Source organism: Variovorax paradoxus (genome assembly GCF_022009635.1).
In the GTDB taxonomy this organism is placed as follows: Bacteria; Pseudomonadota; Gammaproteobacteria; order Burkholderiales; family Burkholderiaceae_C; genus Variovorax.
Genome location: NZ_CP091716.1, coordinates 5,571,703 through 5,597,611 on the forward strand (window position 1 = coordinate 5,571,703; position 25,909 = coordinate 5,597,611).

The following is a 25,909-nucleotide window of genomic DNA, read 5'->3' on the forward strand; positions in this document are numbered from 1 at the left end:
AACATCGGTTACTTGTGGATGCAGTTCGGCGCAGGGCCCTGCCACGGGCCCGTGCAGGGTCTCTAAAGCACCCCTGTTGCACGCCGATACGCCCCTGGCAGGTACCCCATTCCGGGCATATCGCCAGCCTGTACGCGTACTTACATTTTTGGCTTGAAGTTTGAGATTTGCGGCCTGTGGAGGAGCAAGGGAGAGCTTGCTGCTGCATATGGGCGCCTGCACGAAACAAGCCACTAGTGAAGAAGACGCCATGAACAAGATTTTCCGCACCCTCTGGAATCCGACGCTCGGCACCTGGGTGGCCGCGCCTGAAACTTCGCGCGGCCACGCGCGGTCATCGAGCAAGGGCCGCGACCTGCGGGCCGTGGCCATGGCCGCGCTCTTTCTGGGTGCGGGGCCTGTGCTGGCCGCAGGCGGCGCGGGCGGCCAGCCCGTCGGCGAAACGACGCTCAACGGCGGCAGCGGCGGCAGCAACGGCAGCGGCGGCAACGGCGGTCTGAACGACTCGACCCTCAACGCAAGCGGCGGCAGCGGCGGCTCGTCGACGCCTTCAGGCGTCACCGCCGGGTCGGCCGCCAGCATCGGCAGCTTCGGCGGCGCCACGCCGGGCTCGGGCGGCGCGGCCGGCAGCGGCAGCACCACCGTCAGCCCCGGCGTGATCCGCGGCGCGGACGGCGGCGCGGGCCAGGCCCAGACGGGCGACGCCAACAACGGAAACGGCTACGGCGGCGGCGGTGGCGGCGGGTTCCAGGGCGCGACGATCGGCAACAACGTCGGCACCTCTTCCAACAGCTACACCGGCGGCAACGGCGGCGCGGGCGGCAACGGCTACTGGGCGGCCGGCGGCGGCGGCGCGGGCGGCTACGGCTCCATCCTCAACGGGCCGCTGGGCAGCTACACGGCCACCGGCTCATCGACCGGTGGCGCGGGCGGCAGCGGCGGCAATGCGTTCTCGCAGAGCGGCGGCGGCGGCAGCGGCGGTGGCGGCTTCTACCTGAACGCCACCACACCGGGGCTCACCTTCGGCAACACCGGCACCATTGCCGGGGGTGCGGGCGGCGCGGGCGGTTCCGAACTGGCGACGCCGCGCGACAACGCCTCCGGCGGCGGCGGCGGCGCGGGCGGCCACGGCGCCACGCTGGCGGGCAGCACCGTGCTGGTGACCAACACCGGCCAGATCACAGGGGGCGCGGGCGGCGCCGGCGGTTCGGCCGGCGGCGCCGCGGGTGGCATCGGCACGCCCGGCGGCGGTGGCGACGGCGGCATCGGCCTTTGGTCCACCGGCAGCGGCGCGACCATCACCAACACCGGCGGCATCACCGGCGGCGCAGGTGGCGCGGGCGGCGCCAACAGCAACGGCGGCGCGAGCGGTGCCAACGGCGCGGGCGGCGTGGGCGTGATGGGCTCCAACCTTGCCATCACCAACAGCGGCAGCATTGCCGGCGGGCTGGGCGGCGACGGCGTGACGCGCGCCTCGGCCGTCGAATTCACCGGCGGCAGCAACAGCCTGACGCTGAACACGGGCAACGTGCTGACCGGCGCGGTGGCCATCGACAGCGGCGCCACCGCCAGCGTGATCGCCGGCGCCGACGGCCTGAGCGTGGGCAGCGCCCTGCTGCTCGGCGGCACCGGCACCTTCGACACCAACGGCCACAACCTGAGCTGGACCGGCCCCATCTCCGGCGCCAGCGGCCTCGTGAAGAACGGCGCCGGCACCTTGACGCTGAGCGGCACCAACACCTACGCCGGCAGCACCAGCGTGAACGCCGGCACGCTGGCCGCCGGCGCGGCCAACACCTTCAGCAGCGCGAGCGCCTTCACGGTCGGATCGGGCGCCACGCTGGACTTGGCGGGCCACAGTCAGACAGTGGCGTCGCTCGCCAACAGCGGCACGGTCTCGCTGGTGGGCAGCGCGCCGGGCACCACGCTCACCGTCACCGGCCCGTGGGTGGGCAACGGCGGCACGCTGCGGCTGGGCACGGCGCTGGGCGACAGCAGCAGCGCGAGCGACCGGCTGATCCTCAGCGGCAGCACCGCCATCGCCAGCGGCACCACCAACGTGCAGATCACCAACCTGGGCGGCCTGGGCGCGCTCACCTCCGGCAACGGCATCGAGGTGATCAGCGCCATCAACGGCGCCACCACCACCGCGCAGACCACCAAGAGCGCCTTCAGCCTGGCGGGCGGCCACGTGGACGCCGGCGCCTACCAGTACCGCCTGTACGCGGCCGATGCAAGCGGCGCGGGCGACAACTGGTACCTGCGCTCGACCATGACCGTCGACCCGGTGACCGGCACGCCCGTCACCGGCGGCGGCACGACCAGCACCGGTGGCAGCGGCGGCGGCAGCACGAGCGGCGGCGGCGTGGTCGTGCCGACCTACCGCGCCGAAGTGCCGCTGTACGCCGCGCTGCCCGAGCAGCTGCGCCAGTCCAACCTCGCGATGCTGTCCAACCTGCACCAGCGCGTGGGCGACGACACCGGCGTCAGCCTTTCGGGCGGCACCAACACGGCCACGCCCGAGATGGGCTACCGCCAGGCCTGGGCCCGCGTCATCAGCACCGACCGCACCATCGGCCAGAGCGGCACGGTCAGCCCCGGCAGCAGCGGACGCCTCACCGGCTTCCAGGCCGGCACCGACCTGTGGGCCAACCCCAACTGGCGCGTCGGCGTGTACGTGGGCGAACTGGAAGGCGACATGCGCGTGAACGGCTTCGTCGGCGGGCTGCAGAACTCGCTGGCCGGCACCAACAGCCTGCACAGCGAGTACCTGGGCGCCTACGCCACCTGGAAGAACGACAGCGGCCTGTACGTGGACGGCGTGCTGCAGGCCGGACGCCACCGCTACACCGAATCGCCCACGCTGGGCTTCTCGAGCACCGGCAAGGGCAACAGCCTGCTGGCGTCAGTGGAGGTGGGCCAGGCATTCGCCATCGCGCGCGACTGGGTCATCGAGCCGCAGTTGCAGCTGGTGCGCCAGCGGCTGGACCTGGGCGACAGCAGCATCATCGGCGCGCTGGTGCAGCAGAACAATCACGACGGCTGGCTGGCGCGCGCGGGCGTGCGTATCAAGGGCGAGATCGCCACGCCCGCCGGCCGGCTGCAGCCCTACGTGCGCTTCAACGTATACCGCAGCAGCAGCGGCACCGACGTGGCGAACTTCATCGGCCCGGCCGGCGCCACCCCCATCGCCACGCGCACCGGCGGCACCAGCACCGAGCTGGCGACCGGCGCCACGCTGCAGCTCACGCAGAGCGCGAGCCTCTACGCGGAAATCGGCAAGCTGTGGTCCGCCGGTGGCGACACCCGCATCAGGAGCGGCATCGACGCCAGCGTAGGCATGAAGATCCGCTGGTAGTCGCGCGCCGCATCAGCGCGGTCAGCGCGGTCAGCGCGGCGCCGCGCCCCGGTCGGAGCGGACGGTGGACACGACCGACAGCACCGCGTCGATCACCGCCTGCGGGTCGTCGAACTGGATGTCGTGGCCGGCGTTCGGCAGCAGCCGGTGCACGCTGCGCGTAGACCAGCCCGCCATTTCCGCGTGCATCTGCTTCCAGATGGCCTGCACCTGGGTGCCCTGCTGCGGCGTGATCTTCATGCCGCGCAGTTCGGCCTCGGTGTAGGGCGCCATGGCCGTCAGCACCACCAGCGGTCGATGGCCCAGGTTCCTGAAGCCGCCGGTCTCGGCGAGCGTGGCGTCCATGGCGTCGCCTTCCACCAGTTGCGTGCGCATGGACTTGGGCGCGAAGGCGCGAACCGCCTGCGCGTCATGCGCCGTCTGGTGCGGTGCCTGCGACAGCAGCATCGAGGCCGCCGCCCGCAGCAGGCCCGACCACGCCAGCGCCACGCCGATGCGCGACTGCAGCGACCGCGTCTCCACCATGTAGGCCGCCACGCGCGCGACCTGGTCCGGGTGCGAGGGATCGACCAGCACCAGCCCCGCCACCTCGTCGCCGAAATGCTGCGTGAAATTGACGGCGTAGAGCCCGCCCATCGACTGCCCGACCAGCACGAAGGGCCCCTGCTCGCCCGCGCGGGTCAAGGCCTCGTGCAGGTCTTGCGCGACCTGCCGGGCACTGTAGGGCGCATTCGAAGGGTCGCTCCACATCAGCCCCGCGCGACTGTACGAACAGGTGCGCGTATGCACCGCGACCTGCGGCTGCACCGGCGCCCAGCTCAGCGAGCCGTCGATGCTCAGGCCCGACTCGAACACCACCGTGGGCGAACCGCTGCCGCGGCAGTCGAGCTGTATGCGGCGGCCGCCGCCCACGTCGATCATCTTGCCGGGCGGCGGAAAGTCGCGTACCGCGCGGTAGCGGCCGAGTTGCTCGTACACCACGCCCGCGAGCACGGCGACCGCGAGGCAGACCACGCCAGCCAGGACGATGCGCATCAACATACGTTTCAACGAGGGCTTCACTGCAGCAGATGGTGCCACCGCCGGCCCGCCGCCGCCACGGCCCTACTTCAGCCGGTAGCTGAGCTTGCGGTTGCCGCCGACGGTGGAGTCGAGCCCCAGCCATTCGCCCTGCTGCGAATACCAGACGTCGATGGGCTGCGCGTCGGTCGCGATGCGCCAGCGCGTGGCCTCCACCGGCTGGCCGCGCACTTCCACCGTGCCGCTGCCGGCCTTGCTGATGCGCACCGGCTCGATCTTGCCGCTCTGCGCGTTCAGCAGCCGGGCCTGCGTGCGGATCGCGGGGTTCCAGTAGGCAAAGCTCATCACGCAGCCGTCGACCGACTGCGTGCCCTTGGGCGTGACCACGGCCAGCACGTCGTCGCCCGTGGGCTCGGCGCTCACCTTCTCGGGCGTGCCGTCGTCGTCGGTCTTCGAGTTAAGCCGGCGCAGGCAGTCGCCGCGCCACAGCTCGGTAGCCTCGTGCCGGTAGCGGTAGACCGTCACGCCCAGCAGCTTGACCGCGAAGCGCGCCTCGCTCACCAGCTTGCGTTCGCCGCCGGTGGTGGCCAGCGCGAAGCGGTGCTCGCCGATGGGCGAGTCGTCGAGCAGTACGCGAAAGTCCCATTCGCCACCGGCGGGGCCGGCGGCCGAGGCGGTGGCCGCCCCGTTCGACAACGCTGCCAATGCGGCCAGCGCGCAAAGCCAGTGCTTCTTCTGCATCGTCTTTCTCATGGCGCCTTGTGGTGATCGGCGCGCACCGGCCCCGGAACGAAGGCGTTGGTGCGCGCGATGTAGTCGCGATACGCCGGGCGGCGCTCGCCGATGTCGCCCTCGAGCATGCTCACGCCCGAGACCTTCAGCAGCAGCCATGTCATGAGCAGCGGCGACACCACGCTCCACGCCCCGCCCCACCCCGCGCCGCCGATGGCCAGCAGCCACAGCCCCCACCAGACGCAGGCCTCGCCGAAGTAGTTGGGGTGGCGCGTGTAGCGCCACAGGCCGCGGTCCATCACCTGGCCCTTGTTCTTCGGCTCGGCCCTGAAACGCGCCATCTGCGCGTCGCCGATCGCCTCGAAGAAGATGCCGAACAGCGCCAGCAGAATGCCCAGCGCGTCCAGCGCCCCCAGGGGCCGCGCCGCTGCGGCGCCCGGCAGGAACGGCGCCGAGACGACCCACGCCAGCACCGCCTGAAGCGCGAACACCAGGTACAGGCTCTTGAAGCCGAAGTTCGGCTGGTTGCGCGCCCGTATCGCCTGGTAGCGCCGGTCTTCCCCGTGGCCCCAGTTGCGCCAGGTGATGTACAGGCACAGCCGCACCGCCCACGCCGCGCCCAGCACCGCCATGCACAGCCCGCGCACCGTCTGCACCGGCAGCAGCACGAAATAGACAAGCCCCGCGCCCACGATGTAGACCGGCCACATGCGGTCGATCAGGCTCGCGTCATGGCGCGCCAGGCTGGCCAGCCAGGTCAGGAATGCCAGCGACGCGGTCAAGACCAAGCCGGCCAGCGCCAGGCCCACCATGCCGCTCATGCGCCCCGACGTTCAAAAAGATAGTGACTCACCCACCAGCGCTGCCCGTGGTCGAAGCCGAACAGCTCCGCCACCGACATGAAGAACAGCCGCCAGCGCGTCCACCACACATTGGCCTCGGCGCCGTAGGTGGCCTGGAACAGCGGGCGCAGCGTGTCGCGGCGCTCGTCCATGTTGCGCAGCCAGGCCTCGGCCGTGCGCTGGTAGTGGCTGCCTTCCCAGCGCCAGCGGCGCAGCAGGCGCAGGTCGTCCTGGCAGTGCAGCGCCAGGTCGTCGCTGGGCATCATGCCGCCGGAGAAGAAGTACTTGCTCATCCAGTCGCTCGGGTCGCGCACCTCGAAGGGGTACGGCGCCTCCTTGTGGGCGAACACATGCATGAAGAATCGCCCGCCCGGCCGGAGCCAGCGCGCCACGTTGGCAAAGGCCTGGGGCCAGTTGCGCAGGTGCTCGAACATCTCGACCGACACCACGCGGTCGAAGCGCTCGTCGGTGTCGAACACGTTGATGTCGCGCGTCAGCACCCGCACGTTGCCCAGGCCGCGCCGGGCGGCCTCGGCCTCGATGTATTCGCGCTGGGAATTGGAATTGGAAAGCGCCGTGACGCGGCTGCCCGGGTAATGCTCGGCCATCCAGAGCGTGAGGGAGCCCCAGCCGCAGCCCAGCTCCAGCACGTCCTGCCCGTCGGCCAGGCCGGCGCGCTCGCAGGTGGCGGCCAGCGCGGCGGATTCGGCCTCTTCCAGCGTGCGGGTGCCCTCGGGCCAGTAGCAGCTGCTGTATTTGCGGTGGTTTCCCAGCACTTCGCCGAAGAAGGCGGCCGGAACCTCGTAGTGCTGCTCGTTGGCCTTTTCGGGCAAGGGGGCCAGGTTGGCCGCGCCCATGCGGGCGACGAAGTCTTGCGTCAGCTCGGCCACCGCCAGCGCGTTGCCGGAATGCAACTCCGCGAGCCGGTCTTTCAGCAACCGGCGGATGCCCCGGCGGACCACCGGGTCCGGCACCAGGCCCTTTTCGACCCAGCGGATGGCGAATGCGATGTCCTGCGGCATGACTTTTCCTCGGCTGAAGGCACGCCGGAATGCGTGCCCTTGACACCCGTACGCGGCAAAGCGGCTTCTGGATGCACCCTGCCCCTTGGGCTCGCATGGTACGGCGCCAGCCGGAGAAACTGTGGCAGACTCATCCGCGATGGCCGGCTTCTGCCTGAGGACATGAGCGCCGGCGCGGTGCTCGCCAGGCGGCCCGAACGGCTTCTGCACCGTGAACAACCTCCCCGCCTTTCTCCCGTCGCACCACAACCTGTGGGCTGTTGCTGCGTCCCTGCTCCTTGCAACGCTCGCCTCCTATGTAGCCCTTGACCTGTCGCGCCGGGTCCGGCATGCCAGCGGACGGCCGCACCTGCTGTGGTGGGCCCTGGGCTCATTGGCCATGGGCACGGGCATCTGGTCCATGCACTTCGTCGGCATGCTGGGTTTCTCGCTGCCCATATCGCTCGGCTTTTCGGGCGGGCTGACCCTGGCCTCCTGGGTGGCCGGCGTCATGGCGTCGGGCGTCGCGCTGTGGGTGGCCAGCGAGGCCGACTACGGACTGCGCCGCATCGCCATCGCCTCCCTGGCCATGGCGGTCGGCATCTGCGGCATGCACTACATCGGCATGGCCGCGCTCGACATGGCGCCGCCCATCGTCTGGCATGTGCCCACGGTGCTGGTGTCGCTGCTGATCGGCCTGGGCGCCTCGGCCGCGGCGCTGGTCATCTTCAAGTACCTGGGCAATGCCCACAGCACCTACCGCGTGGCCTTTCAGTTGCTGGCTTCGGTCGTCATGGGCATCGCGATCTGCGGCATGCACTACACCGGCATGGCGGCGGCGAACTTCCCGGCCGATTCGGTTTGCCTGAGTTCCGGCCAGTTGTACGGCACGGGGCTCACCGCCATCGTCGGGCTGGCCTCGGGGCTGCTGCTGCTCGGCACGCTCTTCACATCGATTCTCGAATCGCGGCTGCAGCTGGTTGCCAGGCGCCTGTCGAGCTCGCTCGAAGAGGCCAACGCCGAACTCACCCAGGCCAACCACGAGTTGCAGAAACGCGCCTTCACCGACGCGCTGACCGGCCTGCCCAACCGCGTGCTGTTCGAAGACCGCCTGCGCCACGCCCTGGCGCGCATGAACCGCGCCAACCAGTTGCAGGTCGAGGAATGCATTGCCGTTCTTTTCGTCGACCTCGACGGATTCAAGCCCATCAACGATTCGTTCGGCCACTCGGCCGGCGACCGCATCCTGTGCGTGGCCGCCGAGCGCCTCGCCCGCAACACGCGAGAAAGCGACACCGTGGCCCGCATCGGCGGCGACGAGTTCCTACTGCTGCTCGAAGGCGTGCACGACCGCGCCGAATGCGCGGAAGCCGCCAACCGGGTGCTGCGCGCGCTCGGCGAGCCTTTCAACGTGCAGGGCAAGCTGCTACAGATCGCGTGCTCCATCGGCATCGTGCTGCACCCCGAACAGGGCGAGCCCGACAAGCTCGTGGCCAATGCCGACGCGGCCATGTACGAGGCCAAGCGCGCGGGCGGCGGCAACTACGTGATGTTCGAGTCGCACATGGGCGCCGACGCCGCCAAGCAACTGCAGTTGCAAAGCGACCTGCGCCGGGCGGTCGAGCTCAAGCAGTTCGAGCTGTACTACCAGCCCAAGATCAACGGCGTGGGCGACAGCATCAGCGGCGTGGAAGCGCTGGTGCGCTGGAACCATCCGCAGCACGGCCTGATCGGCCCCACCGAATTCATCGGGCTGGCCGAGCGCTTCGGCCTCATCGTGCACCTGGGCGACTGGATCCTCGACGAGGCCTGCCGCCAGATCGCGCAATGGCAGGCGCAGGGCACGCAAATGTGCGTGGCCGTGAACCTGTCGGTCATGCAACTGCGCGAGGTCGACTTCGTCGCGCGCGTCGAACGGGCGCTGCTGCGGCACAACGTGCCGGCGTCGCTGCTGCTGTGCGAGATCACCGAATCCGTGGCCATGGAAGACATCAAGGCCACGCAGCGCACCTTAGAAGGCTTGGCGCGCGTCGGCGTGTTCTTGTCGATCGACGATTTCGGCACCGGCTATTCGAGCCTGAGCCACCTGCGCAAGCTGCCCGCGCGCCAGGTCAAGATCGACCGCAGCTTCGTGCAGGACCTGCAGACCAAGGAAGACGCCCGGGCCGTGATCGACGCCGTCATCCGCCTGGCCCACGCGCTGGGCCTGAGCGTGGTGGCCGAGGGCGTCGAGAACGAAGCCCAGCGCGACATCCTGCTGGCGATGGGATGCGACGAGCTGCAGGGTTTTCTGTTCTCGCGTCCGCTGCCTGCGGGGGATTTGCTGGATTGGTTTTCGAACCGGTACGCGGAGGCGGCTTAGCTCAGGTCCAGGCACTTTTCTCAGCGATCACGACTCGGTGAAGCCGAAGACCAATGGCCGCTGCCTATCGCATCGCCACGATCACATGCGCCTGGATCTTGCCGACCACTGGGCCTTCGCCATGAAGACGGGCAATCGCCTGTGCCGCGCGATCGGTGGCCAACTCGAGCGAGCCAGCATCGCGCGCTTCGATCTCGTTGCGCAGCGGCGTTCCCTGGCAGTAGGCAGTGGCCACGTCGCGCGCCGAGGGCGAGCGGCTGAGCTTCTCGCGCGTGTCGATATGGATGCTGGCGAAGCCTGCGCGGCGCAGGTCTTCGCGGATCAGCGCAACGTCGTGATAGCCATGCGGCGTGCGCGCCAGGAAGCGCGGAGGGTCTTGCGGGAACAGCTCGGCCATGGCGTTGGTGACCTCGTCGGCAAAGGCGTTCTCCTCGATGCGGTCCCACACGCTGAAGACGAAGCGCCCGCCCGGCCTCAGCACGCGGCGCGCCTCGGCATAGCCGGCGGTGCGGTCGGGGAAGAACATCGCGCCGAACTGGCAACAGACGACATCGAAGGAGGCGTCTTCGAATGGCAGCTTGAGCGCGTCGGCCTGTTGCCATTCGATGTTGACGCGGCCATCGGCAGCCTGCCGGCTGGCGGCGTAGTCGAGCATGGGCTGGTTGAGGTCGGTCACCACGTAGCGCGTGCCGGGGGCTAGCCTGGGCGCAAGCGCTCGTGTGACCACGCCGCTGCCTGCCGCCGTTTCGAGCACCGAGCCGGGCGAATAAGACGCGACCAGTTCCGCCATGTCTACGGCATAGGCCTCGAAGATCAGGGGGACCATGAGCGTGTCGTAGAACTTCGGGATCGAACCTGCAAATACCTTGTCGATTTCGGACATTAGGGTCTCCTCTTGAGAACTTGGTCTAGAACATGCCTCTAGTCGGCCTCTTGTGGATGCCCATTTCTGCGTTATTCGGACAAATTTCAATGAGCGCTCCGACTTATGGCGCTTTATAGCGTTGCTCCATGGGCCCCCAGTTGGGCCCGCCCGCACTCCACGCAGATCTGCGTGGGCAAATATGTTTAACCGATATCAAAAAATTCCACTCATCTATGGCGAGAGGCGACAACTGTAAGTTACAGTAATCGTCGGTACGATGATTAAGGCGTTGATAAAAGAAGGCGGATAACAATGGCCACAGGAACAGCAGCCAAGAAGGCACCTCCCAAGAGAGGCCTCCACGGTACCTCGAATTCGCATCGCTTTGAGCCGGCAAAGCTTGATTCATTATTTGTTGTGTTGGACGCCATTGCATGGCTAGACGCGCCAACGAGCGGAGAGGTCGCGCAGTTCGCAGGCATTGATCCGCGCACAGCCGGAAAGCTGCTGAAGAACGCTAGCCAGATTGGTCTGGTCGACGCAGTCGCGTCGGGGTATGTCTTAGTACTCCCATACCCCTACAAAGGCTCTCAGGACCAAAAACAAGCAGTGGTGAAGGAAGCGCTTGTACGATTGCCACTTCTGACGGGTGTAAGACAGTTTCTGAGACTCGGAGACAAGACCGAGGTCGCGCTACGAAAGGCCGCCACTGTGGCGGGCATCGTGCCATTTAGTTCGGCGGACCTGAACCCGCTTCTTGAATGGGCGCAATCGCTAGGCGCGTTGCAGCCAAGTCTCATTGCCGAGGATTTGGTTGACGCTGCTGAGAGCAAGAAGGAGCGCCGCCACATTGAAGAAAAGGATCAAAGAGTTGCCTTTTTGTCCCACAGCTCCGCCGACAAAGCGTTCATTCGTCAACTTGCAGCTGACCTCACAGCGAACGGAATCAGCGTGTGGCTCGATGAACAACGGATTCGCGTTGGCGACTCGATTCCGGAGAAAATCGCTCAAGGCTTGGCAGAGTCTGACTTTTTTCTGATCGGCATGAGCCACAAGTCGAGCGAGTCGGCATGGGTGCAGAAAGAGTTAAACAATGCACTTATGACAGAGGTGAAACGGCGCAATGTCCACATCTTGCCGCTCAAACTTGATGACACGCCGATGCCTCTGATTATTGGCGACAAGAAATACGCCGACTTCTCAAAGTCGTACAAAGCCGGCCTAGATGAATTGCTTACCGCTTTGAAGGGAAGCGTATGACTACATCGCCGACGAAGAATGTGCGTCAGATGCCCAAAGGAGGACGAAAAGGTGGGAGCGTCTTTCCGCGCGTATCCCTTGTCGATGCCATCAGCTACGCTCACAAACTGGTCAGCAAAACACACACAGCGCCGCAGCCTCAGGACGTGATCCTATCGGGAGTCGTAGGATCCAAGGGTGGAATTGGTGCAGTTCGCATGTCTGCGCTCAAACAGTACGGTTTTCTCAAAGGCGATGTCAAGACGAATTTCTCTGCCGATACGCTCGCAAAGAAAATCTCTGCTGCCCCGCCCGATGAGTTGATTGCGCTATACCGTGAGGCTGTGCTCAAACCGACAATCTTCAAGAAGTTGTTTGACACTTTTCATGGAGACACCGTCTCCAAAGCAAAGTTGAAGCAGCGGGCTGCCGATCTGAAAGTACACCCGGACGAAACGATTTCCTGCGTTGATTTATACGTAGGGGGAATGACTACCGCCGGACTTGTGACTGTGGAGGGGGATCAAGTCAAACACCTTGCATCCAGCCATGTAACGGCGCAATCGGTCATAGCTGATTCGGATGACGATGGCGTGGAATCATCAGATAGCGATCCCGAAAGCGAGGAACTCAACGAAGCAGCAAACGGTATTGATGCAAATGAAGGCACTCCGCCGAATGCCTCTGACGGTGCTCGCGCAATCAAGCCCAAAACGGCAAAAGAAAATTTTGAAAAAGGACCGCGGGCAGTATTTAACGTGAGTGTCACCCTCGACTCTAGCCTCGACATTGACAAGCTTCAGAAGCAATTGGAGCTGCTCAAGCGCTTCGGAGCGATCTGATTAAGAGTAGCGCAGCACACATTTAGCCTCTGTACTCGCGCGCAGAACGCAAACGGCCGGCCCATCACAGATGGGTCTATTTTTCCTCTCAAGCGAAGCTTTTCTCAGCGATCGAGCCAGGGGCCTACGGGTCGATAAAAATTCCTCGCGAATCACTTGAGACGTCCGCCATCAACTACCGATCCTCGCTTTCGCCGTAAAGCGATAACAACTATGCCCTTGGATGAGGTGCGCAACGTGTGCGAAATTGAGAGCAATCACAACTCACGGTCAGATGTATCGCGGCGTACCGAGAAGACTAGAGATGCGAATGCGGCTAGTTAGGCCATGTCGATCTACCGCAGCTTTGATGCGGTAGATATCTTCCGATTTTAGGGAGGGACCGAGATAAATCTCTTCAACTAACGTATCGAGATCGAACTCGACGAACACCCCCTTCTCCGGCACTTGGACGCCGAACTCTTCTGCTTGGCGGACCGACACAACAAGCCTGAATTCCCGCTCCCAAGAGAACGCCATGTGTTTGACGTAGAAGCGGTCAAGCATGCTGAGCTTGAGACGCTCTTTGAGCAGATCGAAATATTTCACGTTTCCCCCGAAGAGGTCTTCGTGACCAAACTGAGGCTGAATGCGATAAGGCTTGGCTGCATCCTGAATGCGTTGCGGTGTACTCCTTATGGCGACACCCTTATGAAGGTCGGCATAGAGCTTCCACATCGCGTCACTTTCATAGTCAGCGCGGTGCCAACAACTCACTTTCGTCAATCGCCTCAACTGTTCAAACGCGGCCTCCCCAGAATCCATGTCGGCGTAGCGAGGGTCGACCGGAAAGTCTGCAGGCATAACAGCGACGGCCCCTTCGAATTTGTCCTCGAATTCACGGGCAGACGAAAAATACAAGCGCCCTGAGTCCAATAATCCAACAAAGCGCTCTGTCTTGAAGTAGCGCCAGAGTGGCTCATCCCAATCGAATGCATCGCCAATAACTCTCATATATCCCTCCACACGAACTGGAGGAGTGTACGTACCTATTAAGAGACATGGCTTGACAAGCAAAGGCGTTCAGGAGGAATACAGCGCGATGTCCAATCTGCTAGTGCAAGCGCTTCAGTATCTGTTTTCTCTGAGAGCGCCCCGCCTCCCTTAACAGCTTTCGCTGCAAGACGAAAATTTACGACGAACCTCAAGAGGCTCTCTCGGGAGCCAAGCCGCCCTTGGAGGCTTGACTCCCGAGTCCTTTCATCTGACCGTACTCGTCTCCTGAAACAACGCCACCGCCTCCCGCGCCAAATCCGAAGCAATCCAAAGCAGATTCTCCCGATGCGCCTCCCCCGCATCCTGGAACCATCCGTCTCCGGCGCCGTAGAAGCACCACAGCAGCGAGTTCAACTGCTCCAACTTGTTCTCGAGAAGATCAGACGGCCCCGGTGTAGTGGGAGTGGTCGCGTCCGCGGATGCCGGCCTTGCGGGCCCGGCCATAATTCGTCCAGCCATTTGGTGTGCTCTCTTTCCAAAGTATTTGCACGTCACTTGGTTAGACGGTCAGGGTGTTCGCGCACCTTGGCCGTCGCCTTTTGTGCTTCACGCCTGCATCGATGCGCGTTGCACCTGTAGCAGGGCGTGGAATCACAAGGGCATTCACTGTAGAGAAAACCAGCCCTGCGCGAGAAAAACTTCTGCCCAGAAATTCTCGAATGGCGCAGGTATTCGCGATGCGACCGCCAGCGGCCGGTCAATCAGCTCTGCCCAAACTTCCGCGCATGCTCCACGGCGTACTTGATCAGCTCGGCCTGCCCCTCGATGCCGAGCCGCCGCTTGATGCTCTGCCTGTGCGCCTCCACCGTGCGCACGCTCAGGCCCAGGTCGCGCGCGATCTGCTTGCTCGATTCGCCCCGGCCCAGCGCCGAAAGAATCTCGCTCTCGCGCGGCGTGAGCAGCGGCCTCGGCTCCTGGGTGCGAAAGAGCTTCTTCGACACGGCCGGGCTCAGGAAGGTGCCGCCCGCGGACACGGCCTCGATGGCCGCCACGATCTCCGCCGCCGGCGCGTCTTTCAGCACGTAGCCGCGCGCGCCCGCCTGCAGGGCCTTCTGCACGTACTCGGGGTTGTCGTACATGCTGAGCATCACGATGTGCGGCGCGCCCTGGCGCTGCAGCAGCAAGGCCGCGAGCTCGATGCCGTTCATGTCCTTCATGCCGACGTCCATCAGCATCAGGTCGGGCCGCACGCTGTCGATCTGCGCCAGCGCCTCGGCGGCGCTGCCGGCCTCGCCGACGATCTCCAGGTTGGGCATGGAGCCGAGCCGGGCGCGCAGGCCGTCGCGCACCAGCGGGTGGTCGTCCACGAGAAAGAGTCGAATGGCCTGCGTGCTCATGCGGATGCGGCCCTTGCGTTGCGGGCCGGCACTTCAGCCTCGATGGAGGTGCGGCCTTCGTTGGAGCACATGATCAGTTGTCCGCCTATGGCTTCCATGCGCTCGCGCATGTTGCGCAGGCCGATGCCGCGGCGCGGGTCGAGCTGCACGGCCTCTATGTCGAAGCCGGTGCCGTCGTCGCTCACTTCGAGGCGCACGCCGTCTTTCTCGTCGAAGGCCAGCGCCACGTGCACATGCTGCGCATTCGCGTGCTTGCGCACGTTGGTCAGCGCCTCCTGCGTGAGGCGGAAGAGCGCGGTCTTCACCTCGGGCTGCAGCTCGAATGCTTCGCCCTCGATCATCATCGACGCATCGACGGCGCCCTCTTCCCTGAATTCATCCACCAGCCGCTCCAGCGCGGCGGGCAGGCCCAGGGTGTCGAGCAGCGCGGGGCGCAGCCGGTGCGAGATGCGGCGCACCTCGATGAGCGAATCGTTGAGCCGCTGCAGCGCCTTGGGCAGCGCGGGCGGGGTGGGCTGGTGCCGGCTTTCGAGCGACTCGACGGCCGATTCGATGAGCAGCTTGGCCGACACCAGCGTCTGGCTGGTGCCGTCGTGCAGCTCGCGCGCGAGGTGGCCGCGCTCTTCTTCCTGCGACTGCACCACGCGCCGCGCGAGCAGGCGCAGCTTGGCTTCAGCCGTGCGGTGTTCGCTGAGGTTCAGCAGCAGGCCCGCCGCGCTGACCACGCCCAGGCACAGCGCGGCAATGCCCGCTATCCACAGCAGCGTGGCGGTGACGTTGGCGTTCATCTGCCGGTCGAGTGTGTCCATGGTCGACTGGATGTCGTCCAGGTACAGGCCGGTGCCGACCATCCAGTTCCAGCGCGGCATGGCGGTCACGTAGCCGAGCTTGGGCGCCAGTTGCGCGCTCGACGGCTTTCGCCATTCGTACTCGACGTAGGCGCCGCCTTTTTCCTTCGCGCCCTTGATCAGTTCCTGGATGGTGTAGCGGCCGTGCGAATCGCGCATGCCCCACAGGTTCTGGCCCACCAGCTCGGGCTGGCGCGAATGCATGAGGGAGTTGCCTTCGAGGTCGTACACGAAGAAGTAGCCGTCGTCGCCGTAGTTGAGCGCGGCCAGCCGGCGCAGCGCCTCGTTGCGGGTGGCCTCGTCGTCCTTGCCGGACTCGTACAGCGGCAGCAGGTTGCTCACGGCCAGGTCGACATAGCTGCGCAGCTCGCCCCGGCGCTGGGCCATGTAGCTGCGCTCGATGAGGGCGCGCTCGCGCTGGGCCAGATCGTGCTCCTGGTGACGCACGGCAAGGGCCACCAGCACCAGTGCGATGAGCAAGGGCGCGACGGCGAGCGCAACGATCTTGGTGCGAAGATTCATCGGGCGGCAAGCCTACCACTGCGCCTTTTCTGCGCCGTTTCTGCGCTTTGGGGCGCCGGGTCAGGTGTCGGTGGGCACCTGGTCCCAGTTCTTTCCGCGCCCCACCATCCAGCTCAGCGCATAGCGGCGCTCATGGACGATGCCCGCGTCCAGGTGCGAGGGCACGGGCTGGCGGCGCAACCGGGCGTCGTGCACGTACCAGTGCTCGTCGACGAGCCGGCATTCCTCTTCGCTCACGTCGTCGGCCGCAATGAGGCGGGCATTGGCGACGAACTCGGCCGGCGACTTCATCGCCTGCTGCACCAACGGGATCTTCCAGGGGTCGGCACGCTGGTTCGACGGCGGCAGCGCGGCGATGCCGCGCAGGCCCCAGACCATGGGCAGCATGGCTTCGGCGCGCCAGCCTAGATCGATGATGGCCTGCTGCTGCGGGCGCTCGTCGACCATGAAGGCTTTTTCCGCTTCGGAGAAGAAGGCGTCGATGCCGTGCGCCCGCGCCCAGGCCAAGCCTTTCTGGGCGATGTCTTCCTTCTCGTTGGCGCGCCATACGACGGCAAGCAATGCAAGCAGGCGCTGCGCGACTTGCTGTGCGGTGCGCGGGGTGTCTTCTTCCTCGTCGTCTTCATCGCTGGCGACAGGGTTCAGAAAGAGATCGAGAGAACGCGCGATGAGCGCCTCGCGCTCGGCGGGGCGGCCCCTGCACTGCCAGAACAGCTGGTAGATGCCCCAGCGGTGCTTCTGCCCGTTGGCATCGGTCCACGTGATGGCCGACCGCGTCTGGTCGCCGTACCAGACGGCGCGGGCGCGCACATGGCGCGCGTCGGGTAGCGCGCGCCTGACCTGCTCCATGCACTGCTTGCTGAGCGCGAGCACGCCTTTCTTGACGGCGTCGCGTTCGTTCTGCCGGTCCCACCACTGGCGAAGCAAGTTCATGGGGCCGCAGTTTATTGCGGCGCCCGCCCCTGCTTTTTCAGGCGGCCGGTGCGGGCACGGCACCCCGTTTGAATTCGGTGGCGTAGTACAGCAGCGCCACCAGCACATAGCCGCCGCCCAGCAGGCACAGCCCGCCCCAGCCATGGAAGGCATACACGGCCGCGGCAATGCCCGAGGCCACGGCGGCGCAGATGAAGATGAAGGTCATGAACAGCCCGTTGAGCCGCCCGCGCAGTTCCGGCGCCAGCATGAAGAGGCTGCGGAAGTTCAGCACCTGGCACAGCTGCACGGCGCCGTCGAGCAGGATGCCCGCCGCGACCAGACCGGCCAGCGAGTGGTAATGCATGGCCACGGCGCCCAGCACGAAGGAGAACAGCGCCACGGCAATGGCGATGCCCGTGGCCGGTCGGGTCAGCCCCCGGTCGGCCAGCCGGCCGGCGATGGGCGCCATCAGCGCGCCGGCGGCACCGGCCAGCGCAAAGGCCGCGATGCCGCCCTGCCCCATGCCGAATTCATGCGCCAGCGCCAGCGGCACTGCCGTCCAGAAGGCCTGGAAGCCGGAGAACATCATTCCCTGGTACAGCCCGCGGCGGCGCAGCACCGGCGTGTTCCACACGATGCCCGGCAGCGAAGCCATGGTGCGCGCATAGCCCACCGACGCATGCGGGCGGCGCTGCGGCAGCACACGCCACAGCACCACGATGAGCACGGCCATCAGCACCGCCGACAGCCAGAACACCGCGCGCCAGCCCAATGCGGAGGCCACCATGCTGGCAAAGGGCCGCGCCAGCATGATGCCGCCCAGCAGCCCCGCCATGATGTTGCCGACCACCTTGCCGCGCGTGGCCTCGGGCGCCAGGTGCGAGGCAAAGGGCAGCAGCACCTGCGCCGCTACCGCGCACGCGCCCACCACGAAAGAAGCCGCCAGGAAGGTGACGGCCGAGTCGGAGAGCGCAATGCCCACCAGCCCGATCACCGCGCCGAAGAGCGCACCGACGATCAGCCGCCGGTTCTCGACCACGTCGGCCAGCGGCACCAGCAGCAGCAGGCCGGCGCCGTAGCCCAGTTGCGTGAGCGTCATGATCAGGCCGGCCAGGCCCGGGCGCAGTTGCAGCGTGTCGGCAATGGGGCCGATGAGCGGCTGCGCGTAATAGATGTTGGCCACGCACAGGCCGCAGGCCACGGCGAAGACGAGCGTCAGCAAGGGCGTGAGGCCGGCTGGCGACTTGGGGGCTTTGGAGGTTGAAGACACGAGGAATCCCGGTTTCGAGAGGGCAACCCATAGGGTTATCCCGAGGGCCGGGGACCATAGCACGGAGAGCCGATTTCTGCAGCCGGCCTCCGAGGCAACCCTGGATTCAATCCGTGCTGGTCGGACGGCCCGAGGCCACCCATGCGTCGAGCCCGCCGGTCAGCGGCAGCGCCCGGCGCGCGCCACGGGCCAGCAGCACGCGCGCGGCCTGCGCGGCCGAGACTTCGTTGGGGCAGTTGCAGTACAGCACCACGTCGCGCCCGAAGGCGTGCGACAGGTCGATGTTGCGCTGCTGCAGCGCCTTCAGCGTGTACGGCATGGCCCCCGGGATGCGACGCGGATCGACCTGCATGCCGGCCTTGCCGCGCACGTCGATCACCAGCGGCGGCTCCTCGCCGCTCAACAGCTCGTGCAGCTCATCGACCGAGATGCGCGGCATGCCGGTGAGCCGCATGAAGGCACGGCGCCGCCAGTAGCGCACCGCCAGAATGACGACCAGCAGCACCGCCAGCGCGGCGGTGGCGATGCCGCCGGCCTGCGCCATGATGGCCAGCACATCCTGGATCTGGTTGCGGAAGACCCAGCCCAGCCCGAGGAACAGCCCGGTCCAGACCAGCGCCGCCCCCACGTCGAAGCCGATGAAGCGCCGCACCGACATGCCCAGCGCCCCCGCCATCGGCGGCGCCACCACCGACACGCCCGGCACGAACTTGGCGGCCACCAATGAAAGGCCGCCCCAGTCGGTGATGAGCGATTCACCGCGCCGCACGCAGGTGTCTGGCGACAGCGAAATGCGGCACAACAGGCGCATGAAGCGGTAGCCGAAGCGCCGGCCGGCATAAAACCAGGCTCCGTCGCCCAGCAGGTTGGCAAGCACCGCGGCCAGCACCACCCCAGGCACCGACACGTCGCCCGCCGCCAGCAGCGCGCCGGTGAGCACCAGCACGGCGGCAGCCGGCACGGGCAGCCCCAGGCGCGCGGCGAAGCTGGCGGCAAACACCACCAGGATCGCGTTCTGCACCAGCAGCGACATCAGCTGCGCCATGCGGGCTTTCGGGGAGAGACGGCAAAAATTCGCCGGAGGTGGAGGGAGTTCATGCCACCGGCGATTCTCCGGCATGGCCCAAGAACGTACCCGGCACAGGCCATTGCCGGATGGCTTCAGCCGGCAGGGTTGCCGGGGGTACGCGCCACGCTGAAGCCGAAGGTATTCAGGCCGCCCTGGCGAGACGCGCTGACCTGCCCGCCGTGCATGCTGGCCACCGCCTTCACGATGGCCAGGCCCAGCCCGTGGCCATGGTGCTCGCCCCGGTCGTTGCGCGAGGCATCGGCGCGGTAGAACCGGTCGAACAGGTGCGGCATGTGCTGCGCGTCGATGGGCGCGCCGGGGTTGGACACGGTGATCCAGGTCGCGGCCTCTTCCTCGCGCAGCATGACGACGATGTGCGCGCCCGGCTCCGAATGCTCGATGGCGTTCTGCAGCAGGTTCGACATGGCGCGGCGGAACAGCGCGCTCTCCAGCCGCGCCTCGGTGTGCACGTCGCCCTCTATCGACACCTGCGCGCGGGTCTCGTCGAGCACGAACTCGAAGAACTCGATGGTCTTGCGCACTTCCTGCGCCACCGGCGTGAGCACCAGGCCGGTAGCCACCTCGCCGCGGTCGGCGCGCGCCAGGAACAGCATGTCGTTGACGATGGAGCGCACCCGCTCCAGGTCTTCGAGGTTGGCCTGCAGCACTTCCTGGAACTCGCCCGCGCTGCGCTGGCGCGACAGCGCCACCTGCGTGCTGCCGATGAGGTTGGCCAGCGGCGTGCGCAGCTCGTGCGCCACGTCGGCGTTGAAGGCCTCGAGCTGGCCGTAGGCCTCTTCGAGCCGGCTCAGCGCGCCGTTGAAGGCCTCGGCCAGCGCCGACAGTTCCACCGGCAGGGGCTCCGAGCGCAACCGGTGCGACAGCGTCTTGGGCCGAAGGGCCTGCGCTTCGCGCGAGAGCCGCTCCAACGGCCGCAACCCCACGCGCGCAATCCAGTAGCCGGCCACGGCCACCACCAGCACCGCGCCCAGCCCGAGCCCGATCAGCGCGGTCAGGAAGGCCTGGCGCGTGCGCGCATAGGGCTCGGTGTTGTGCCCGACGATCAAGCGCACCGCCGGCCGCTGCTCGAAGGGATCGATGTGCGCCGACAGCGTGCGAAACGGCCGCTCCTGACCCGGCAGTTCGATGATGCTGCTGTGGCCGTTGGCTTCGCGCGTGAGGCCGTCGATCTCGGCCAGGCCCTTGCCGTACTGGAAGCGCGGATCGTCGCTGAGCACCCAGAAGCGCACGCTGCCGTCGGCGGGCGTGAGCGCGTCCATGCGCGCCTGCACGCGCGACCAGCGCTCGGGGCTGCCGATGGCCTTGATCCAGAACTGCAGGTTCTTGAGCGTGGTGTCCAGCTCTTCGTATTGGTGGCGCTCCAGTTCGCGGGCCAGCACGTTGTGCAGCGCGACACCGGCCAGCGCGAAGGTGGCGAGCGCCACCGCCGCGAACATGATCACCAACCGCACGGTGATGGAACGCTTCACGAGGCGGCGCCCTCCCCTTCGCTGGCGTTTTCGCTCTCCCGCACTTCCATCACGTAGCCCATGCCGCGGATGGTGTGCAGCAGCTTCGGGCTGAAGGGCACGTCGATCTTGTCGCGCAGCCGCTTGATGGCCACCTCGACCACGTTGGTGTTGCTGTCGAAGTTCATGTCCCACACCAGCTCGGCGATGGCCGTCTTCGACAGGATCTCGCCCTGGCGCCGGGCCAGCACGGCCAGCAGCGCGAATTCCTTGGCGGTGAGGTCGATGCGCGTGCTGCCTCGCAGGGCCTTGCGCGCCAGCAGGTCGATCTGCAGGTCGGCAATGCGCAGCTGCATCGGCTCCTGCTTGCGGCCGCGCCGGTTCAGCGCCTGCAGCCGCGCCAGCAGCTCCAGGAACGAGAAGGGCTTGATGAGGTAGTCGTCCGCGCCTTCGTGCAGGCCCTTGATGCGGTCTTCGACCCGGTCGCGCGCGGTGAGCATGATGACCGGCGTCTGCTTGACGGCGCGCAGCTCGCGCAGCACCGAGAAGCCGTCCTGCCCCGGCAGCATCACGTCGAGCACGATCACGTCGTAGTCGTGCGTGAGCGCCAGGTGCTGGCCGTCCACGCCGTTGTGCGCCATGTCGACCGCGCAGCCCTGCTCCGTCAACCCCTTGGAGAGGTAGTCCGCGGTTCTCAGTTCGTCTTCGACAATCAGGATCTTCATGGCGTTTTCTTCGCTGTCTCCGTCCCTGTCCATGGTGTCAACCGGCGCTCGTCAATGCGCCTCGGCCGGCACCGGGGCCTTTCCTTCCTTCGCGGCCTTGCGGGCCTTGCGCGCTTCCTTGCGGCTCAGATACCAGTAGTGGGCGCGGTCGAGGTACAGGTAGACCACCGGGGTCGTGAACAGAGTGAGTGCCTGCGAGAGTATCAGCCCGCCGACCATCGCGTAGCCCAGCGGCCGGCGCAGTTCGGAGCCGGAGCCGTGGCCCAGCATCAGCGGCAGGCCCGAGAGCAGCGCGCACATGGTCGTCATCATGATGGGGCGGAAGCGCAGCAGGCAGGCCTGGTAGATGGCGTCGTGCGGCGACATGCCCTGCTCGCGCTCGGCCTTGAGCGCGAAGTCGATCATCATGATGCCGTTCTTCTTCACGATGCCGATCAGCAGGATGATGCCGATCAGCGCGATCACGCTCAGGTCGTAGCCGCCCGCCATCAATATCAGCAGGGCTCCCACGCCGGCCGAGGGCAGCGTCGAGAGAATCGTCAGCGGGTGGATGTAGCTCTCGTACAGCAGGCCCAGCACGATGTACACCGCCACCAGCGCGGCGGCAATCAGGTAGGGCTGCGTGGCCAGCGAATCCTGGAAGGCCTGCGCCGTGCCCTGGAACGAGCCGGTCAGCGACTGCGGCAGGCCCATCTCGGCCTGCGCCTTGTTGATGGCGTTCACCGCGTCGCCCAGCGCGACGCCCGGCGCGAGGTTGAACGAAATGGTCACCGCCGGGAACTGGCCCTGGTGGCTGATCGACAGGTATGCCGTCTTGCTGGTGTCCACCTTCACGAAGGTCGACAGCGGCACCTGCTGGCCGGTGATCGGCGAGCTCAGGTAGAGCTTGCTGAAGAGCGCCGGGTCTTGCTGCACGCCGGGCGTCACCTCCAGCACCACGTGGTAGCTGTTGAGCTGCGTGAAGTACTGCGCCACCTGGCGCTGGCCGATGGCGTCGTAGAGCGTGGCGTCGATGGTGGCCGGCGAGATGCCGAAGCTCGATGCGCGGTCGCGATCGATGGTCAGCACGGCCGACGCTGCGGCGTTCTGCTGGTCGGTGGCCAGGTCGGTGAGCTCGGGCAGTTGCTTGAAGCGTGCCAGCAGCTTGGGCGCCCAGGTGTTGAGTTCGTCCAGGTCGGCGTCGGTTACCGTGTACTGGTACTGCGTGCGCGAGGCACGGCCGCCCACGCGAATGTCCTGCCCGGCCTGCAGGAACAGGTTCACGCCCTGCACCTTGGCCAGTTGCGGGCGCAGCCGCGTGATGATCTCGTCGGCGGTGGCCGTGCGGCCCTCGTCCTTGGGCTTCAGGCTGATGTAGAAGTTGCCGGTGTTGTAGGTGGAAGAGCTGCCGTTCATGCCGAAGCCGGTCACGTCGGGGTCCTTGCGCACCACGTCGGCCAGCTGGATCATGCGGGCGTTCATCGACGCGAAGGAAGCGTCCTGCGCCGACTCGGCAAAGCCCGAGATGAAGCCGGTGTCCTGCTGCGGGAAGAAGCCCTTGGGAATGACCGCGAACAGCACGCCCGTGGCGGCCACCGTGGCAATGAACACCATCAGCGTGATGAACTGGTGGTCCAGCACCACATGAAGCCCGCGCTTGTAGCCGTTGAGCATGGCGTCGAAACCGCGCTCGAACAGCTGGTACAGCCGCCCGTGCTTGTTGCCGTGTTCGTTCTTGAGAAAGCGCGAGCACAGCATGGGCGTCAGCGTGAGCGAGATGATCACGCTCACCACGATGGTCAGCGTGACTGTCACCGCGAACTCGCGGAAGAGGCGCCCCACGATGCCGCCCATGAGCAGCAGCGGAATGAACACCGCCACCAGCGACACCGATATAGAGATGATGGTGAAGCCGATTTCTCCCGCGCCCTTGTAGGCGGCCTCCATCGCCGTCATGCCCTCTTCGACGTAGCGGTAGATGTTCTCCAGCATCACGATGGCGTCGTCCACCACGAAGCCGACCGCGATGGTCAGCGCCATGAGCGAGAGGTTGTCCAGGCTGTAGCCCAGCAGGTACATCACCCCCACCGTGCCCAGCAGCGCGAGCGGCACCGTCACGCTGGGAATGAGCGTGGCCGGCACGTTGCGCAGGAACACGAAGATCACGGCCACCACCAGCGCGATGGTCAGCAGCAGCGTGAACTCCACGTCCTTCACCGATGCGCGGATGGTCTGCGTGCGGTCGATGATGGCGTTGACATCGACGGTCGGCGGAATCGACGCCTTCAGCCGCGGCAGCGCCGCGTTGATGCGGTCCACGGTTTCGATGACGTTGGCGCCCGGCTGCTTGGTAATGGCGAGCACGATGGAGCGGCCGTTCTGCACGTTGCTGCCGGCAGGCGCGGCGGCACCGGCGTAGGCCCAGCCGGCAATCTTGGAATTCTCGGGGCCGTCGACCGCCACGCCCAGGTCGCGCACGCGGATCGGCGCGCCGTTGCGGTAGGCCAGTACCACGTCGTTCCAGGGCTGGGCCTTGAGCAGCTGGTCATTCGTGTAGACGGTGAAGCTCTGGTTCGGCCCGTCGATGGTGCCCTTGGGCGCGTTGACGGTGGCCGATGCCAGCACGGTGCGCACGTCTTCCAGGCTCAGGCCCAGCGCTGCCAGCTTGGCGGGGTCGACCTGGACGCGCACGGCGGGCTTCTGCACGCCGCCGATGTTGACCAGGCCCACGCCCGATATCTGCGAGATCTGCTGCGCGAGGATGTTGTCGGCGTAGTCGTTCACCTCGGTCAGCGGCAGCGTCTTCGATTGCACCGACAGAATGAGGATGGGCGCGTCGGCCGGGTTCACCTTGCGGAAGGTGGGCGGGCTCGGCAGGTTGGCCGGCAACTGGCCGGTGGAAGCGTTGATGGCCGCCTGCACGTCGAGCGCGGCGGCGTCGATGCTGCGGTCGAGGTCGAACTGCAGCGTGATCTGGGTGTTGCCCAGGCCGCTGGTCGAAGTCATCTGCGACAAACCGGCGATCAGCGAGAAGTTGCGCTCCAGCGGCTGCGCCACGTTGGAGGCCATGGTCTCCGGACTGGCGCCCGGCAGGCTGGCCGAGACCTGGATGGTCGGAAAGTCGACCTGCGGCAGCGGCGCCACCGGCAGCAAGGGGAACACCGCCGCACCGACCAGCAGAATGGCCAGCGCCAGCAGCGTGGTGCCGATGGGGCGCTTGATGAAGGTGGCGGAAATGCTCAATTGCTGCTCCCGCTGGCGGGCTTCTTGGCATCAGTGCCCGCGCCAGCCTTCTGCGCGGGCGGCGGCTCGATGACGGTGGAGCCGGGCTTGAGCTTGTATTGCCCGTCCACCACCACGCGCTGATTCACGCTCAGGCCCTTGTCGATCACGGCCGTTCCGTCGGCAATCTGCACCACGTGCACCGGCACGTTGCTGACCTTGTTCTCGTCATCGACCACCCAGACATAGGTGTTGTCCTGCCCGCGCTGCACGGCGGCGGCGGGCACGGTGAGCGAATCGGGCCGGCGCTCGAGCTGCAGCCGCACGTTGACGTACTGGCCGGGCCACAGCGCATGCTGCGGATTGGCGAAACTGCCCTTGAGCTGCACGGTGCCGCTGGTGGTGTCGATCTGGTTGTTCAGCAAGATCAGCTTGCCGGTGCCCAGCATCTGCGCGCCGCTGCGGTCGTAGGCCACCACCGAGAGCGGCTGGCTGCTTTTCTGCTGCAGCCGGTTGATGTCCTGCACCGCGTCTTCGGGCAGCGTGAACTGCACCGCGATGGGGTCGATCTGGTTGATGACCACCAGCCCGTTGGTGTCGGCCGCGTGCACGATGTTGCCGGGGTCCACCAGCCGGGCACCGACACGGCCGTCCATGGGCGAGGAGATGCGCGTGAAGCTCAGCTGCACCTCGGCGTACTGCACCTGCGCGGCGTCGTTCTGCACGGTGGCCTCGAGCTGGTTGACCAGCGCCTTCTGCGTGTCGAGCTGCTGCTGCGTGGCCGCGTCCTGCGCGATCAGCGTGGTGTAGCGCTTGAGGTCGGCGCGGGCATTGACGAGCGTGGCCTGGTCTTTCGCCCTGGTGGCCTGCGCCTGCGCGAGCTGCGCCTGCAGCGTGCGCGGGTCGAGCTGCGCGAGCATCTGCCCGGCCTTCACGTCCTGCCCTTCCACGAAGCCGACCTTGTCGAGCTGCCCGTCGATGCGGGCCTTGACGGTGACGGTGGCCATCGACGCGACGGTGCCGATGCCGCTGCGGTAGGTCTGCACTTCCTGCTGCTTGACGCGCACCGTGGTCACCTGCACCGGCGGCGGCGCCTGGGCGGCCTCGGGCTTGGCGGCATGGGCGGACTGCTGGGTGAGCGCCCAGGCCCCGCCGCCCAGCAGCACCACGAGCGTGGCGGCGGCGAGCCAGGTCGATCGGCGCTGGAACAAGGGGTGCCCGGTGGTGGCGGTGGTCGTTGTTGTCGTCGTCATGGCA

General features: G+C 66.6%; 20 protein-coding genes. 4 read left to right on the forward strand and 16 right to left on the reverse strand.

What is annotated here, in order from left to right:
- Positions 1-250 precede the first annotated feature (250 nt).
- The gene (locus L3V85_RS25835; protein ID WP_237675524.1) at positions 251-3,358 is read left to right on the forward strand and encodes an autotransporter outer membrane beta-barrel domain-containing protein; all 3,108 of its coding nucleotides are present in this window, start codon (positions 251-253) and stop codon (positions 3,356-3,358) included.
- A 30-nt stretch (positions 3,359-3,388) separates the two neighbouring features.
- On the opposite strand, the gene L3V85_RS25840 is transcribed toward L3V85_RS25835, so the two are convergent.
- The 4 genes from L3V85_RS25840 to L3V85_RS25855 form a co-directional block, all read right to left on the reverse strand.
- Positions 3,389-4,399 (reverse strand): alpha/beta fold hydrolase, encoded by a 1,011-nt coding sequence (locus L3V85_RS25840; RefSeq protein WP_237680648.1) that lies wholly within the window; start codon positions 4,397-4,399, stop codon positions 3,389-3,391.
- Between the two features lie 63 nt (positions 4,400-4,462).
- The gene (locus tag L3V85_RS25845) at positions 4,463-5,119 is read right to left on the reverse strand and encodes a DUF6134 family protein (protein ID WP_237675525.1); all 657 of its coding nucleotides are present in this window, start codon (positions 5,117-5,119) and stop codon (positions 4,463-4,465) included.
- Positions 5,120-5,127: 8 nt separating this feature from the next.
- Positions 5,128-5,931, reverse strand: a complete 804-nt coding sequence (locus L3V85_RS25850; RefSeq protein WP_237675526.1) for a DUF1295 domain-containing protein — start codon at positions 5,929-5,931, stop codon at positions 5,128-5,130.
- Entirely contained in the window at positions 5,928-6,974 is a 1,047-nt protein-coding gene (locus tag L3V85_RS25855; protein ID WP_237675527.1) for an SAM-dependent methyltransferase, read from the reverse strand. The genes L3V85_RS25850 and L3V85_RS25855 overlap by 4 nt, the downstream gene beginning before the upstream one ends.
- 211 nt (positions 6,975-7,185) lie before the next feature.
- Between L3V85_RS25855 and L3V85_RS25860 the strand changes: the two genes are divergently transcribed.
- Entirely contained in the window at positions 7,186-9,315 is a 2,130-nt protein-coding gene (locus L3V85_RS25860) for a putative bifunctional diguanylate cyclase/phosphodiesterase (RefSeq protein WP_237675528.1), read from the forward strand.
- A 64-nt stretch (positions 9,316-9,379) separates the two neighbouring features.
- Here the strand turns inward: L3V85_RS25860 and L3V85_RS25865 are convergent, their stop codons facing one another.
- Positions 9,380-10,198, reverse strand: a complete 819-nt coding sequence (locus L3V85_RS25865) for a class I SAM-dependent methyltransferase (protein ID WP_237675529.1) — start codon at positions 10,196-10,198, stop codon at positions 9,380-9,382.
- A gap of 294 nt (positions 10,199-10,492) precedes the next feature.
- Here L3V85_RS25865 and L3V85_RS25870 point away from each other — a divergent pair, with 294 nt between their 5' ends.
- Together L3V85_RS25870 and L3V85_RS25875 are read left to right on the forward strand one after the other, a co-directional pair.
- Positions 10,493-11,440, forward strand: coding sequence for a toll/interleukin-1 receptor domain-containing protein (locus L3V85_RS25870; protein ID WP_237675530.1), 948 nt, complete (start codon positions 10,493-10,495; stop codon positions 11,438-11,440).
- Complete coding sequence (locus L3V85_RS25875) at positions 11,437-12,261, forward strand: hypothetical protein (protein WP_237675531.1); 825 nt, start codon at positions 11,437-11,439, stop codon at positions 12,259-12,261. Before L3V85_RS25870 ends, L3V85_RS25875 begins: the two co-directional genes overlap by 4 nt.
- A gap of 270 nt (positions 12,262-12,531) precedes the next feature.
- On the opposite strand, the gene L3V85_RS25880 is transcribed toward L3V85_RS25875, so the two are convergent.
- The 11 genes from L3V85_RS25880 to L3V85_RS25930 form a co-directional block, all read right to left on the reverse strand.
- On the reverse strand, positions 12,532-13,254 hold the full coding sequence (locus L3V85_RS25880) for a DUF2971 domain-containing protein (protein ID WP_237675532.1): 723 nt from the start codon (positions 13,252-13,254) through the stop codon (positions 12,532-12,534).
- Positions 13,255-13,500: 246 nt separating this feature from the next.
- The gene (locus tag L3V85_RS25885) at positions 13,501-13,650 is read right to left on the reverse strand and encodes a hypothetical protein (protein WP_237675533.1); all 150 of its coding nucleotides are present in this window, start codon (positions 13,648-13,650) and stop codon (positions 13,501-13,503) included.
- A 347-nt stretch (positions 13,651-13,997) separates the two neighbouring features.
- Positions 13,998-14,633, reverse strand: coding sequence for a response regulator transcription factor (locus L3V85_RS25890; RefSeq protein ID WP_237675534.1), 636 nt, complete (start codon positions 14,631-14,633; stop codon positions 13,998-14,000).
- The gene (locus tag L3V85_RS25895) at positions 14,630-16,003 is read right to left on the reverse strand and encodes a cache domain-containing protein (RefSeq protein WP_237675535.1); all 1,374 of its coding nucleotides are present in this window, start codon (positions 16,001-16,003) and stop codon (positions 14,630-14,632) included. The genes L3V85_RS25890 and L3V85_RS25895 overlap by 4 nt, the downstream gene beginning before the upstream one ends.
- A gap of 60 nt (positions 16,004-16,063) precedes the next feature.
- Positions 16,064-16,936 (reverse strand): DUF4272 domain-containing protein, encoded by an 873-nt coding sequence (locus L3V85_RS25900; RefSeq protein WP_237675536.1) that lies wholly within the window; start codon positions 16,934-16,936, stop codon positions 16,064-16,066.
- Positions 16,937-16,973: 37 nt separating this feature from the next.
- Positions 16,974-18,188 (reverse strand): MFS transporter, encoded by a 1,215-nt coding sequence (locus L3V85_RS25905; protein WP_237675537.1) that lies wholly within the window; start codon positions 18,186-18,188, stop codon positions 16,974-16,976.
- 106 nt (positions 18,189-18,294) lie between these two features.
- Entirely contained in the window at positions 18,295-19,233 is a 939-nt protein-coding gene (locus L3V85_RS25910) for a DedA family protein/thiosulfate sulfurtransferase GlpE (RefSeq protein WP_237675538.1), read from the reverse strand.
- Positions 19,234-19,349: 116 nt separating this feature from the next.
- Positions 19,350-20,747 (reverse strand): heavy metal sensor histidine kinase, encoded by a 1,398-nt coding sequence (locus tag L3V85_RS25915; RefSeq protein ID WP_237675539.1) that lies wholly within the window; start codon positions 20,745-20,747, stop codon positions 19,350-19,352.
- Positions 20,744-21,451 (reverse strand): heavy metal response regulator transcription factor, encoded by a 708-nt coding sequence (locus tag L3V85_RS25920; RefSeq protein WP_237675540.1) that lies wholly within the window; start codon positions 21,449-21,451, stop codon positions 20,744-20,746. The genes L3V85_RS25915 and L3V85_RS25920 overlap by 4 nt, the downstream gene beginning before the upstream one ends.
- 51 nt (positions 21,452-21,502) lie before the next feature.
- Positions 21,503-24,673, reverse strand: coding sequence for an efflux RND transporter permease subunit (locus L3V85_RS25925; protein ID WP_237675541.1), 3,171 nt, complete (start codon positions 24,671-24,673; stop codon positions 21,503-21,505).
- The gene (locus L3V85_RS25930) at positions 24,670-25,905 is read right to left on the reverse strand and encodes an efflux RND transporter periplasmic adaptor subunit (RefSeq protein WP_237675542.1); all 1,236 of its coding nucleotides are present in this window, start codon (positions 25,903-25,905) and stop codon (positions 24,670-24,672) included. The genes L3V85_RS25925 and L3V85_RS25930 overlap by 4 nt, the downstream gene beginning before the upstream one ends.
- Between the last annotated feature and the right edge of the window lie 4 nt (positions 25,906-25,909).